This window comes from Proteus sp. G4380, from assembly GCF_963885725.1.
Lineage (GTDB): Bacteria > Pseudomonadota > Gammaproteobacteria > Enterobacterales > Enterobacteriaceae > Proteus > Proteus mirabilis.
The window spans coordinates 1-14136 of record NZ_CAWPAV010000057.1 but is presented as its reverse complement, the minus strand read 5'-3'; the positions used below and the strand labels follow the sequence as shown (position 1 = coordinate 14136).

At 37.3% G+C, this 14136-nt stretch carries 14 protein-coding genes and 1 pseudogene; 10 read left to right on the top strand and 5 right to left on the bottom strand.

Going from position 1 to position 14136, the window contains the following annotated elements:
• Positions 1-29 precede the first annotated feature (29 nt).
• The 4 genes from AACU98_RS05070 (at position 30) to AACU98_RS05055 (ending at position 4226) form a co-directional block, all read left to right on the top strand.
• Positions 30-203, top strand: coding sequence for a 3-hydroxybutyryl-CoA dehydrogenase (locus AACU98_RS05070; RefSeq protein ID WP_072156938.1), 174 nt, complete (start codon positions 30-32; stop codon positions 201-203).
• Complete coding sequence (locus tag AACU98_RS05065; RefSeq protein ID WP_036900256.1) at positions 203-544, top strand: hypothetical protein; 342 nt, start codon at positions 203-205, stop codon at positions 542-544. Before AACU98_RS05070 ends, AACU98_RS05065 begins: the two co-directional genes overlap by 1 nt.
• A gap of 16 nt (positions 545-560) precedes the next feature.
• Positions 561-3791 carry a hypothetical protein gene (locus AACU98_RS05060; protein WP_161734717.1) on the top strand — a complete coding sequence of 1077 codons (3231 nt, stop codon included), beginning with the start codon at positions 561-563 and terminating at the stop codon, positions 3789-3791.
• A 66-nt stretch (positions 3792-3857) separates the two neighbouring features.
• Positions 3858-4226: an HK97 gp10 family phage protein gene (locus tag AACU98_RS05055; protein ID WP_161734714.1), complete on the top strand. Its 369-nt coding sequence runs from the start codon at positions 3858-3860 to the stop codon at positions 4224-4226.
• A 488-nt stretch (positions 4227-4714) separates the two neighbouring features.
• On the opposite strand, the gene AACU98_RS05050 is transcribed toward AACU98_RS05055, so the two are convergent.
• Complete coding sequence (locus AACU98_RS05050; protein ID WP_161734711.1) at positions 4715-5134, bottom strand: hypothetical protein; 420 nt, start codon at positions 5132-5134, stop codon at positions 4715-4717.
• An 810-nt stretch (positions 5135-5944) separates the two neighbouring features.
• Between AACU98_RS05050 and AACU98_RS05045 the strand changes: the two genes are divergently transcribed.
• From AACU98_RS05045 to AACU98_RS18430, 3 genes are all read left to right on the top strand, one after another.
• Complete coding sequence (locus tag AACU98_RS05045) at positions 5945-6133, top strand: hypothetical protein (RefSeq protein WP_112843643.1); 189 nt, start codon at positions 5945-5947, stop codon at positions 6131-6133.
• A 364-nt stretch (positions 6134-6497) separates the two neighbouring features.
• Positions 6498-6785: a hypothetical protein gene (locus AACU98_RS05040; RefSeq protein WP_099432973.1), complete on the top strand. Its 288-nt coding sequence runs from the start codon at positions 6498-6500 to the stop codon at positions 6783-6785.
• Between the two features lie 758 nt (positions 6786-7543).
• The gene (locus AACU98_RS18430) at positions 7544-7720 is read left to right on the top strand and encodes a phage tail fiber protein (protein ID WP_442958921.1); all 177 of its coding nucleotides are present in this window, start codon (positions 7544-7546) and stop codon (positions 7718-7720) included.
• Between the two features lie 86 nt (positions 7721-7806).
• Here the strand turns inward: AACU98_RS18430 and AACU98_RS18425 are convergent.
• Positions 7807-7878 (bottom strand): annotated as a pseudogene (locus tag AACU98_RS18425) (fimbrial protein); the annotation flags it as partial.
• A 388-nt stretch (positions 7879-8266) separates the two neighbouring features.
• Between AACU98_RS18425 and AACU98_RS05035 the strand changes: the two are divergent.
• Positions 8267-8938 (top strand): DUF7424 family protein, encoded by a 672-nt coding sequence (locus AACU98_RS05035; RefSeq protein ID WP_017827209.1) that lies wholly within the window; start codon positions 8267-8269, stop codon positions 8936-8938.
• Positions 8939-9128: 190 nt separating this feature from the next.
• Here AACU98_RS05035 and AACU98_RS05030 read toward each other — a convergent pair whose 3' ends face one another.
• Together AACU98_RS05030 and AACU98_RS05025 are read right to left on the bottom strand one after the other, a co-directional pair.
• Positions 9129-9755 carry a GrpB family protein gene (locus AACU98_RS05030; RefSeq protein ID WP_126402870.1) on the bottom strand — a complete coding sequence of 209 codons (627 nt, stop codon included), beginning with the start codon at positions 9753-9755 and terminating at the stop codon, positions 9129-9131.
• A 154-nt stretch (positions 9756-9909) separates the two neighbouring features.
• Entirely contained in the window at positions 9910-10620 is a 711-nt protein-coding gene (locus AACU98_RS05025; protein ID WP_004244233.1) for a fimbrial protein, read from the bottom strand.
• Positions 10621-11051: 431 nt separating this feature from the next.
• Here AACU98_RS05025 and AACU98_RS05020 point away from each other — a divergent pair, with 431 nt between their 5' ends.
• Both AACU98_RS05020 and AACU98_RS05015 read left to right on the top strand, forming a co-directional pair.
• Complete coding sequence (locus tag AACU98_RS05020) at positions 11052-11387, top strand: metalloregulator ArsR/SmtB family transcription factor (protein ID WP_004244232.1); 336 nt, start codon at positions 11052-11054, stop codon at positions 11385-11387.
• Positions 11388-11462: 75 nt separating this feature from the next.
• The gene (locus tag AACU98_RS05015) at positions 11463-12752 is read left to right on the top strand and encodes an arsenic transporter (RefSeq protein WP_049236860.1); all 1290 of its coding nucleotides are present in this window, start codon (positions 11463-11465) and stop codon (positions 12750-12752) included.
• Positions 12753-12882: 130 nt separating this feature from the next.
• Here the strand turns inward: AACU98_RS05015 and AACU98_RS05010 are convergent, their stop codons facing one another.
• Positions 12883-13770: a PhzF family phenazine biosynthesis protein gene (locus AACU98_RS05010; RefSeq protein ID WP_161734708.1), complete on the bottom strand. Its 888-nt coding sequence runs from the start codon at positions 13768-13770 to the stop codon at positions 12883-12885.
• Positions 13771-14136: the final 366 nt, after the last annotated feature.

The window sequence follows — 14136 nt, the reverse complement described above, 5'->3', positions numbered from 1 at the left end:
GTATAAATTTACAGGGTGGATAAATAAACATGGATAAGCAAAAAAGAACCTTCAAGCCAGTGTCAATTGATAGTGAAATAATAGAGCGCGTCAAAAAGTTTAAAGAAAAACAGGGTGAAAAAGATTTTTTCATTCAACGAGCACCTATTAGTCAATTAATTCAAGGGTTACTAATTAATGCCTTACATAACGAGGGATTCTAATGGAAAAATTACAACGGTTAGCAAGCACTATAGCCCAGATTTATGTTGATAATTTAAAAGCTGAAACAGGAGAAACATTAGTAACTTATAACGGTATCACAGGTAAAGTTACCCCTGAATTACTGGCCGCTGGGTTGTTTGATAATGCGGTATTTGCGGTTAAAGCGGATGGAGAAGAGATTGACGTTGAAGGTAAGGCGTATGATTTGCTATCCCCGTTAATTAACTTATCAACAAAGCCTTACTCCCTAACGGAACAGGCATATAAATTGATTAATTTTCTAAATGTGCAGGCACTAAAAGCAGGAAGCACTTTATCAACCTTATCAGTTGTACATTAATCACAGGGAGAAAATTATGTATCATGGCGAAGGTTACACAGTATATGTAGATGCCGATACGGCTGGCCTTCTTGAGGCTAACCGTGAAATCGAAAAAGCAAGAAGAAAAATAAATGATTTAGGCAATGAAGCAAACACCACAAGCAAATCATTTACTCAATTCAATAAATCAGCAATCGCGGTTTCCAGTGCGTTAAAAATGCCTGAAATAAACCGCTTATCGCGTCAAATGAGTGAATTGGCGGGGCAAATTGGCGCTGCTTCAATGGCAACAGATAAGGCAACGACTGTTAACGCGCGTTTTACAGGTGTGATTAGCAATGTGTCTGGGCTACTAGGGGCGGGATATGTTTCTAATATTGGTAGCGCTACTGTTTCGCTCTTGCAACATACTCAAGGGGCAATTAATGCCACACAAGCCGAGGTTTTACATACTCGCGCTATTCAAATGAAGGCTCAGGCATTGCAAGCTGCTGCCTCCCAAGAAGTGATTAACGCCAAAAATCTTAAAGCATCAACACAAGCAGAGCTAAAAGCAGCTCAGGCAGCGTTAGAACACGTTTATTCATTAGAAGGCTCTAATGATATCAAGCAGCGTAATTTAGAGTCACTGAGGGCACGACAGGCAGCAGTGCTCAAGGATGCTGAAATAACTTATCAAATGACTGCGAGTGAAGAAAATTTACAGCGAGTGACTAAAGCCAGTAATGCGCTACATGCTACGGAAACTAAAATAAAAACGCACTTAGCTACAACCGGAAAAGAAATTGCGCTTGTTGAGGCTAGAGTCGCTAAAGCAAAAGAAGCAGAAACACTAGCAACTCAAAAATTAAATGCGGCATTAGCATTAGAGCAAAAAGCGAAAGCCACATTAGCCACTACAACAGACGCGGTGACCGTAGCTAATGGTCGCGCAGCCCAAGCGGCTAGAAGTCAATCTATTGCTATGCAAGGATTGCGAGGTGTTGTGGGGTTATTAGGTGGCCCAACGGGTGTTTTTATGTTGGCTACTGCTGGCGTGTATGCGCTATATAACGCGATGAATGATGACACCGCAACGAAAGAGTTTAATGACAGAGTAGATCAGTGGATTGATAAAATTGACGAACTGTCAGCCAAACAGGCTCGCGCTGTGGCTAACCGCTTAGGCGAGAAAATAGCGGAAACAACCACAGAGTTAGATGGGCAAAAAGAAAGTCTTGAAGCTGTAAATAAGAAGTTGCGAGATCATAGAGAAGAGCTTGGTAGAATTAAACAAGCAGCTAATAAGCTTAAAGAGCAAGATGGGGAAATAGGTGCTACTTATACGCTAGATAGCTATGTTGACGCAATCAGGGAACTAACCAAGAAACAGCAGCAGTATGAGCTACTTATTTCCGAGGGTGAGCAGAATATTCGTCGCTGGACGGTATCACAAGGTAAAGCCGCTAATATTGCAAAAGAGAGAGCAAAACAAACAGACGAACTCAGCAGAGCGGAATTAATTTATCAACGCCAAGCTAAAGGGATAGTTGATGCTAACCAACAATTAGCTAGATCACTAGAGCTAGGCAGTGACGCAGCCGTTAAGAAAGAACAAGCCATCAAAGAGTTAGAAAAGGCTTTAATTGCTGATGGTTTTGTTAAAGACTCCGAGTTATTTAAACAAAAAATACAAGAGTTAACGGATGAACTTGATAAGAAGGCAAGTTTAAACCTTGCTAACTCTCTTGCTGAGATAGAGCAACGAACACAAGCCCTCACTATTGGCATGAAAGACGGTAAGCCTGCACTGGATGAATACAATGCCTCGTTATTGCTTATGCAAATGGGGATAAAAAAAGGTTCGGCTACCTACAATACCGAACTCCCGAAAGCGATAGAGGCAATACGCAATTTACGTGAAGCTCAAGAAGCCGCACTAAATAGCAAATCAAATGCTAACAAGTCGTTGAAAGCGATTAATAAGGCAAATGATGCCATTAAAAAACAACAGCAACAGACTGAGACGTTAAGAAAAGAATTTGAATTATTGAGTTCTGGCGCAGCTAACGTAAATAGAGAGATGGCTATTTTTAACGCTGTTCAAAGTCTGGGTGCTGATGCGACAGACAAGCAAAAGAAAGCTATTGCTAAAGAAGCCGCCGAAGTTTTTGACCTCAAACAAAAAGTCGATGACTTTATTAAGTCGCAAGAAATTACTCCAGAGTTAAAACTTGCAAGAGCATTTAGACAAGAATCTGAAGAGCTTAAACGCATGTTTGATAATGATTTCATTGATGAAGAAACGTTTAAGGCGTTAGGCAATAAAGCAATGAAGGCATTTGATGCTGGAATGGCTGAAATAAAAATAAACGCGGTTATTGACCCAATAACTGAAGCCAAAGGGCAATACGACCCGATACAAGCACTGGCTAACGAACACGCTAAGAAACTTGAGATGATCCGCCAATTCGAAACAGAAAAAGGCGCTATTACTCAGCGTGGCTTAGAGTTAATGAATGCCGCTAATACTCAATATGAGCAAGACCGGTTAAATGCTCAATGGGAGATATGGCGCAATCAAAGCCAAGCTAATCAATTCTTAGCTGATGGGTTGGACGCATTAGGACAACGCTCTACTAACGTACTCACAGGGCTATTAACTCAAACACAATCCCTTAACGATGCTTTCCGTAATGTCGCCTTAACCATCGTAGACCAAGCCGTTGGCGCTCTGGTTCAAATGGGTATGCAACAAGTTAAGAATATGATTATGGGTGAAAGTATGGCGACAGCCGCTCAAGCATCTGCATTGGCTCAGGCAGCGGCAGCACAAGCGGCTTGGGCACCAGCGGCGTTAAGCGCATCAATAGCCACATTAGGCGCAGCAGTAGCAACGGGAACATCATCATATACGGCGGCTATGGCGGCTAGTAAAACGATGGGACTGATTGCAGGCGCTCGTAAAAATGGTGGCCCCGTAAATGCTGGCTCTATGTATCGAGTGGGTGAAGGTGGTAAGCCTGAGATATTCAAAGCATCTAATGGTAGTCAGTACATGATACCGGGCGATAATGGTCGAGTTATTAGTAATCGACAAATGGGTAAAGGTGGTAACGATGTCAGCATGGGTGATATGAACTTTACATTCCAAGTTCAAGCACCTAATGGCATCACTCAAAAGGAAGCACAACAGATACAGCAAATGGTGAGAGGTACGGTTTATGACGTACTTGGTAACGAAATGCGTAGCGGTGGTGCTTTGGAAAAAGTAAGAAAGTGGTAATTAAAAGCGTGGATAAAAACCATAATAGGGCAGATTTCTGCCCTTTATAGTATTGAAGGGTACATAATGATAAAGATAAAAGTATCTAAAAGGAAAGGTCGCAATCAATCATTTCTACAATATTGCCAGCATGTAGATCAACGAGTATCACGGGCTATGCAACGGTTTCTTTTCGATGTTGGAGCACAATCCGCAATTTATACGCCTATCGATACATCAACATTGATTAATAGTCAGTTTAGGGATGTTACTGTTAATGGTACAAAAATAACGGGACGTATTGGTTACTCCGCCAGCTATGCCGTTTATGTGCATGATCCGAAAGTTAAGCAGAAATTTAAACGACCAACAGCTAAAAAAGAGTTCTTGAAAAAAGCGGTCGAGGAAACGCTACCTAATTTAACTAAGTATATTCATGAAGAATTGAAGAGTTAGCTTTCATACTTTCGTGAACAGTACGCGCGTAAGTGAAATGACTTTTCGGGCACGTTAAGAACACGATTTATACATCCCACAGGAAATAGTTTTCGGACATCGTAACGGGAGTTTTCGGACACGTTAGGAAGGCTGTAAATATAGGCTGATAGCGACAAATATAGACATTAAATCTTAACAAATCTTAACGTTTTTCTAATGCCTAGATCCTAAGTTTTCCTAAGGTTATTTCATGTGAAGCCTTAAGGTTTCTTAAAGGTAAATGCTAACATTTGATAACGTTTCAGATGATAAGGATTGATAAGGTAAATTGCGCACAGAAAATTGCGCACTGCGCAGGGTAAGAACTTACTCAAAGCCAGTCATAGTAATGGTTAATGTAATCCATGCACAAATTTATATGTATAGAAATGTTAAGGTAAATTGCGCATTCAATGCTAAGATTTGCTAAGTTTTTTCACAATGAATGCTCAGTGATATGAAGGTAGTTAGCTAATCAGCTTGTCAGTAATATCTTTATGACGCTTCCACGCTGAATAGATATCTTTATCCCACGCTTTACCTGCCTTAGTTTGATAGCCTGCCTCATTAATTCGTTCAGCAATAATGCGCCCATTGGTTACACCCTCAGACAGCACAGAATTAACCACAGAAACAACAGCAGACTCATTATAGGTATACGGTGGGATATCTGCTTTACCAGCAATTAAAGATGCGACAGACGATTCTAGGCGTTCCACCAGCGACAGTATGCGAGCGTCAGGATTACTGTCTGGGCGGTTTAGCTTCTCCTTGATAGCAGAGACTATCCATGCTGTTTTATCGCTACCAGAGTTCAATACAGCATCATTAAACAGGGTTTGTAGTTCAGCAGGGAGACGAAAGGCAATAAGATTAGATTTACTCATGATAATAGTCCGTTATTAACTCAGTGAGCGCTTATTATATCAGTGTATAACACTGTTATACAGATTAGAAAATGTATCATTGCTAGTGGATTTGGCGGGTAATTCTATAACTTAAAGTTAAGGTAACTTACTGTAAAACAAGCAAAGCGTATTCTTGCGCCTTGTAACTGATTGAATACATAGCAAAGCTCAAAAATGAGTGCTGTACTGTGGTGATTATCGCCATAGTCGGAAAGGGTAACAGTTGAAATGCTACCCTTGGTATCAAAACCACAAATTAGTGATTTTAGCTAAAGTAGCTAAATATTAGCCAATACAGCTAACCACATAAACATAGTGGCACTATGATGATCCGTTGGCTTTCAAACGTGAGGTATCCACTAAGGTATCCACCGAAAAGGCTATATTTTACTGGATACTTTACCCACTAAATGTTGACAATTGTTAACATCAGAACCTGACAAAACCTGACATCGTTTACTTATTTTAGGTATGCAATAAATACGTATTTAATTCTCGCAATCCACTATAATTAAATAAAATCATGGTATTACATAAAGGTATGCAGAATAGTGCGCATTGAAATGATATTATTCGCATCGGTAACTATTTGATTATCCCGAGGCCGTCACTTTGGGGCGTACTGAAATAGCGTATTTCAATCTGCTAACGTGGTTGCCATTTTGATGGTTGCCACTTTGGTTGCCAGCAAAACGGCATATTTTACGCTAGTGGATTGATAACCTTTGATTGTTCCAATTCAGCACAATCAAGGTATGGCGGAAATAACCACTCCTTTGAGGTATAGCCATGTTACAACGAGAAGCAATAGAAGCCGTTATGATGGAGTTAGCCCACCAGCAAGGGCATTCACTCAATGGGCGTGATCGGTTAGCGATTAGAACAGGTGTAGCACAGACAATACAGGCTAAAGAACGTCACAGACGAAGAATGACAGCACCTACCTACCAATGGACGAAGCCAGCACCAAAAAGATAATAGGTCGCCTTGAAATTAAGGGGACGTGAGGCTCTGAAATCGGAGGCTCGTCACTGGCTGGCAATATTCTAATAATGGTTACGAGGTAAAAGTAACCACAATGCAAATAAGCACTCTGAATAAATATCAATAAGTTACTGCCTATTGCCATTGGTCACTGAAACGATGACCAATGAGCGTTAATCTGGTTTTGTGACAGAATTAAGCATAATCAACAGGTTATATCTACATACGGGATAATCCCGTATCATCATGGATAAATTGACGTTTAGAGCACCCCTATAAGTTGGAATTATTATCCGATCTTCCAGAGTCCCATTAGCATTTTATTTTAACTAATGGCTTATATTGTGATGGTATCAAGATGAATAAACCAAAAATGAGAAAAGCAAAGTTAATCAAGATCACCACATCAGGAACGGTAATAAAAGCCCCTGAACGAGTCAAAACAGCCACAGGTAAAGTTATGGCCACAATGACTATTCAGGCTGAAAGTGGCAAGCGTAGTCCGTACCCATTAAAGATAGTGGCATTCGATATTAACGCGCTGGAGCTAATGACCTGCCAGAAAGGAAATAAAGTCACGGCCACAGGTCGCTATGAATGGTTTAATGGTTATCAGCTAACAGGGGCGCAGATAGTTGCTGGTTAGTAAAACTTAGTATCAATAAGCTGATTTGAAATCGGTAAAGCTAAAGAGGACATTTTACCTCTTTAAACTAACCCATAATTAGTTACCTACCTTTAACCGACCCTCTTTAAGATGACCAGTTCAACTAACCAAAAAATATCGAGGTAGTTCGAATATAGCCACCAGCCTACCTATTCTGTTTTGTACACCTCATATTGAGGTGCGCAAATTAACCACACCTTTTAAAGAGGGTAGCCTATCGGATGAAAAATACTTTTCGGTTGCTATCGTTCCGTTTGAAACGGAGGCGGTAAAAAACGCGGTGAGATTACGGTGAGGGTTATTTCTGGTTGGTGTTTCATTATCTGCAATAAAATCACTATTAATGATATTTATGCAACACTAGTAGCTTTGGGAAAACTGAAGCCTGAACCTCTTAACTTTTGAGTCACAAAATAAAAAGGGGGCATAATTGGGGGCATGATACAAAATTGAATGAAATTAAGATGTTTATAATCAATATCATATCTCTTTATATTGAATCCTGTAGGGGCCATTTAAAATCAACACCTTATGCGATTTTTAAAAAATCTGCGAGATATGCGGGTCAAGTAACGGGTCAAATTAGCATTACCATTTTTCACTTCTAACCCACTCTTCATAGACATGTTCAGGCCAATCTAAAAATGTGCCGGCTTTCGTTTTTTGTGGTCTTGGAAACTCCTTTCTCTTTGCATACATTCTCCATAACGTAGTTTTACTTTTCTCTGTCAATTAAATTGGGCTGTGTTGATAACAGTATTGAAACGCCACTCGACGTTAATAAACAGTCACTTATTTGGAACGACTCTGCAGTTATAGAGGACGGTTCTATTCTCGTGAGAATACGTGAGATAGAAGAAGCACAGAAAGCGGAAAAAATGCAGACAGAAAGAAGAGGAAGAAAGCTAGGATAGCATAAATAACATTCATTCATATTAATATAAAAAGATAATCACAATATAATAAATCTTTATATTGTGATTATCAATTATTCTAAAAATTAGACACCAAAGTTAAAAGTGAGAACAGCCTCCCTGATAAAATCTAAACCATTAGATAAATCTATTCCTTTTTAGAGGATAAATAACAAAGCAATATTATATAATACACCTTCTGTTTATTTATTTAATGTTAAAAGAATATGTATTTTTAATATGTCTAATTAAGACTTTCTTAAAGTGAGTTTATTTTACTATCCGATATTCTTTAAAAGAAAGAATTAAAAATAGAGTGTTAACTTAGATGTGTTAAGTGTGGGTTTTATATTGATTAAATAAGACGTGTAATTAGATACTCTTATTTTGATGGTTTTATATTGCCATATAAATATAATTAAATTAACAAAATTTAGAGCACTTATCTTTAATAAAATCCTCTTCTTTATTTTTTGCTTGCTATAAGCCCTTGTGATGGTTAAATAGAATTGTAAATTTTTTTTTAATTATCATAAGGGCTTTTTGATGAAAAAAATATTTATGGTTGCCGTTATATCTTCCTTATTAGTTGGCTGTAAGGTTGATTTAGAAACGAAAATAAATACAGATAACTTATTGTCTAGTGAGCAAAATATTGTTAAAGGAAATATTAATTTCGAAGTCTCTTCATGTAATGATTTTGAAGACTCAAGGAAAGAGTCTAAATCATTGATAGAATTAAAAAATAAAGTTCCTGAGATTTTCAGAGATGCGGAATATGTTGAATGTTATAAGCAAAAACTTAATTCATTCGCCCATTTCTCAATACCTGTTGGTGTTGGCAAGGTTGAAGACGGCCAAAACACTGTTGATACGGATCTAATGGTCTTCTCTTACAAAGAGATATTGGCGGGGGTTTATGCTTCAGAAGGGGTAATTAAAAGGATCAAGCAAGCAGAAAAAAATTCACATCAAAAGATGGATTTTAGTATCAGCATTATTCTTATGCCCGGTAACGTGAAAATGGATAAGGTAGTTGCGTTAGGCGTGACATTTACAGGAGATACATCTAAAAATGATCCAGTATTAATAAGCAGAATTAAATTTGGCAATAAACCACTGACTTTTAAATTATCAGATGTGTCAGTAAACCAATTAATGCAATACGGTATGGTTCCATTCTTAGTAACTCCTGAATATTTCACACTATATAAGTAACAGATATATCATCATATTAAAGCCCTTTAACGGTGAGTTGGGGCTTAATTATGATGAGTAAATAGTTAGTCATTGACAAGTTGGCATTGGAATTAAAATAGTTTTTGGACACCTTAGAAAACCCATAAAGACGGTCTAAAAAATTGATATACAGAACATCAATAACGCACTGTGCACTGATAACGGGTTATTAGTCGCCAATCAATGAGGTAAAAATCTTCTGATAAATTGCACGTACAAGGCTCTGTTTTTTCAGGTTATAATCTTGAGTCGTCTTTACATTATGCTTAGCAAGCTGTTTAATCGCCGCATAATTGGCTAAATCATCAGGATGTGTTGTTAACCATTGCTTGAATAATAGGTGGCGCCAATGTTCGGGACAATTTTTTCCAAATACATGTAAGTTAACCATCGGATTACTCAGTTTAAGCATACGGTGCTGATACCATGAAGGCTCACGAATAATGAGTTCATAGCCCAATGCTTCTAATTGAGGAATATAAGATGATTCATCTTTAGGATTTTCTATAATTAAATCGATATCGATTATTGGCTTAGTAGCCAATCCTGCAACCGCAGTAGATCCTATGTGCTCAATTGATAATGCTATATCTGACAATGCATTCTGAATTAACGATTTTTGTTCATTAAATTGTATAAGCCAATTAGGATTATGGGGGACAATTTCAATGTGTATTTGGGCAGGTTTCCCTTTAACCCAAGGGTTTTCCGTCGGATCACCTTCTTCAAAAGTGCAAATATCCATTTTTTGTTGTGGTGTAAATTGATCTTTAAACATGACAATATCTAATCCCATAAAATATCAAAATTAACATGTTAGGTAATGATGTTACTATTATCACTTTTACCTAAGAGCTGTAAATCGATAGTTTATTAATATTGACATAAAAAGATAATCACAATACAAAAATTAATTTCATTATATTGTGATTATCAATTATTTTTTAGGTTTAGACACCAAAGTTAAAAGTGAGAACAGCCTCGCCGATAAAATCTAATCCGTTAGAAATATCTATGCCTTTTTTATTTAATGAATCTTTAGATAAAATAAATGCAGAAGATGCTTTCCCTGCTGAAATGCTGGTAGAAAAAATCTGACCTGGCATTAAATCTAAACTATTTTTATCTACATTTTCTTGTTGTTTTGTCGTCCAACCATTAGTGACTTCTTTAACTATAACAGTTTTATTATCTGAAAAACCTACCGTTGCATCATTTGCCCGGCTAATAAATGCGGGTTTTCCGTCTACAGTCACATTGTACCAAACGAATAGTATTCCCCCCACGGAAGTGTCTACCTGGTCTTTATTAACCAGGTGAAATATCCCACTAGCTTTAGTTTTACTGGTTTGATCAAGATCAAGCTGACTGTTTACATAAGTATCAGTGGCTTTAAATGTAAGATAAGTGTTTGCATCGCATTCAATAGTGACGTTAGTCGAGGTTGTATTATGAGGATATATATAATTTGATGATTTAGGGATCAACGATGGACTAATTTTACCTAAATCAAAAATAACATCACTTTGTGTTGCGCCATTAATAGTACAAGTTGGTGGTTTGATATCACCATTGATTTTCAAATTAGCGATAGGCGTTTTAGCCAATACTGGCGTTGATATTACAGTCAGCATAACAAGACTGAGTAATGTTTTTTTCATATAATTATTCCTTTTTATAAAGTAGACAACAAACTAATATACATATGATACACCTTTTATTTATTTAATTAATAATGAGTAAGTATATATTTCTAATTTCTCTAATTAAGACTTTCTTAATTTGATGTTATTTTAATAGTAGGTTTCATTTAAATAATTCAAGTTGAACTTTTTATTTTTAATAGGTTGGATGTGGCAGTGAAATTATGATAAATAACGTATCTTATTTTGATTTTCTTATTTGAACTCTATGATCTTCCTATCAATATTTAATTAAATTAATAATTCATTTAAATAGAACTCGATAATAAGTATTTATTATAGGCATAATAGATAGCGAGATTATGCCACAATAATGTATAACTCATATATGATTTGACGTATGTGTTTGATGGGGGTATTTTTAAGCTAAAGATCGTAAAGGGGGATACATGAAACCATTACAACTGTTTAAAATTTTAGGTGATCAAACCAGACTAGATATCGTATTGCTTTTAAAAGCATCTGGTGAGCTATGTGTTTGTGATATCTATACTGCGTTAAATTTATCGCAACCCAAGACATCTCGGCACTTAGCTATGCTGAGAGAGTCGGGTCTTTTGCTCGATTCGAAGCAAGGCAAATGGGTTCATTATCGATTATCTCCTGTATTACTGCCGTGGGTGAAAAGTATCATTGATATAACTTATACCACAGAGAAAAATAGAGTTGCAGATTTACTCAAGATCCTAGAGAAAAAAGAGTCTGGTCATCGTTGTTCTGTGTAAAAAATTTAACTAAATATATTCGAAAAAAAATATATGATTAGGTGTGTGTGAATGCACCTTTTAAACGAGGTTGTTATGTTTGTTGCTGCATTAATTTTTGTTTTAACGATCACCTTGGTTATCTGGCAGCCGAAAGGGTTGGGTATTGGTTGGAGTGCAACGGCCGGCGCTATATTGGCACTCCTTTTTGGGGTGATCAGTTTTCAAGATATTCCGACTGTTTGGAACATTGTGTGGAATGCCACAGCGACATTTGTTGCAGTAATTATTATTAGCCTACTTTTAGATGAAAGTGGCTTTTTTGAATGGGCGGCATTACATGTTGCCAAGTGGGGGGGTGGGAAAGGAAGATTACTATTCAGTTATATCGTGCTACTTGGTGCAATGGTTGCTGCTTTATTTGCTAATGATGGTGCAGCATTGATACTAACACCTATTGTGATTGCGATGTTACTTGCACTTGGTTTCAATAAAGGTACGACATTAGCCTTTGTTATGGCAGCTGGGTTTATCGCAGACACAGCGAGCTTGCCGCTGATTGTTTCGAACCTCGTGAATATCGTTTCTGCGGACTTCTTTAATATTGGATTTACTGAATATGCATCAATTATGGTGCCAGTCGATATTGCGGGAATTGTTGCAACGCTTGTGATGCTACATTGGTTTTTCCGTAAAGATATTCCTAACCAATATGATGTTAAAAAACTGAGTGAGCCAGCTTTAGCTATTAAGGATATGACTACGTTTAAAGCAGGTTGGCTTGTATTGTTGTTATTGCTCATTGGTTTTTTTATTTTAGAGCCATTAGGTATTCCTGTTAGTGCAATAGCGGCAATTGGCGCTTTAATTCTTTGGGTAATTGCAGCCAAAGGCCGTACGATTAATACTAAAAAAGTGTTGCGTGGCGCACCGTGGCAAATCGTTATTTTCTCTTTAGGTATGTACTTGGTGGTTTATGGTTTAAGAAATGCAGGATTAACTAATTATCTTTCTGAAATACTTAATTACCTTGCTGATAAAGGGTTATGGATAGCAACAATTGGTACGGGATTTATTACCGCCTTTTTATCATCAATAATGAATAATATGCCAACGGTATTAATTGGTGCTCTATCCATTGAAGGAAGTGACGCGACAGGGGTAATTCAACAAGCGATGATTTATGCCAATGTGATTGGTGCTGATTTGGGGCCAAAAATTACACCAATAGGTAGCTTGGCAACACTATTGTGGCTACATGTTTTATCACAAAAAAATATGACGATCACATGGGGATATTATTTCAAAACAGGGATCATCATGACTATCCCTGTGCTCATTGTTACACTCGTTGCTTTAGTGCTTCGGCTTTCACTGTGTAATTAAGAGCAACACAGTGATTATCACCTGTTAAATTGTAACGTTTTGCTCTATCAACTTGTTTTGATTCGTAATAGTGGCGTTGCCAAATGATAAATAATCATCGGTTCAACGCCACTTATTAAATATAGTATTTTTAGAACTCAATTATTTTTGTACCAATCAATGTCGCTTTTCCACCAACTTGAACGCGAGTGACGTTTTTTGCTGTCGAATCAATAAATACGTCAATTAAAGAAGAGCATTGCATTGCTCTACCTTGTTCGAACAAAAATTGCCTTTTGTTTGGCAAAAGGTGATGAACAAGATAACACCCTAAAGCACCGCTCGAGCTACCTGTGGCTGATTCTTCGTTAATGCCATAGCGTGGTGCAAAGTTTCGGCAGTGGGCAGTAATATTTTGATCATGACTAAGTTCAAAGACATGAAAGCCGATAGTATCAAATTTATGGCTTAAAGCAGCGATAGCTTGATAGTCAGGCTGTAAGGCATCTAAATAGCCAAATTGTACGGGAACAAAAATATCGTTTAATCCTGTTGAGACAATCTCTATTGGTAAATCTGTCTTTTCTATCACTTCAGGTAGAATGCCCAGCGCCTTTGCGACATCGTTAACACAAGGCCCCTTACGGGTAATAGGAAGCGTTTGTTCCATCACAATATTATCGTGATTAATGGTAACGGTTAAAATTCCTGCCTTGGTTTTTTGGCTATAATCGCCAGGTTTGAGTAACTTAAGCGATGACAGAGTGAAAAAAACCGCTAATGTTGCATGCCCACAAAAATCAACTTCTCCTTCAGCAGTAAAAAAATCTACTTTAAAATCAGTGTCATCACCCGAATAGACAAATGCCGTTTCAGAAAATCCAACTTGTTGAGCAATGGCGATTTTTTGTTCTGTCGTTAGCTTGGGAGGATTGAGGACGACTCCGGCAGGGTTGCCACCGCAATGATCACGAGTAAATGAGTTTACCAAGTATACCTTGATACTGTTTTTCATTGATTGTGCGACTTGATTTTGCATTTACTCACCGTGTTTGAGGCTAACCGATTGATTTATAGTTGTTAAATAATGGGATAGCAGTACTTAATAGATAATTAATTTTGATGATGGGTAGGGCGTTATTTTTTAAGCAATTTGAATTATATAAATATCTAGTCTGAAAGAACAACACACTATTGAAATAAGCATCAATACGCATCTCTAAAATAGAGGAAAAGATTAACATTATTCCAACGTTATTTATCTGCCTGAATATTCTTTGATCAAAAAGTGCGTTAATAGATGAAATTATATTAACACCGCTATGATAAAAAACGCCATGATAATAGCTTTTTTAGTGAAAAATTTTGTATCAATGGTTATTTTTCTATCAGTTATTATAAACTT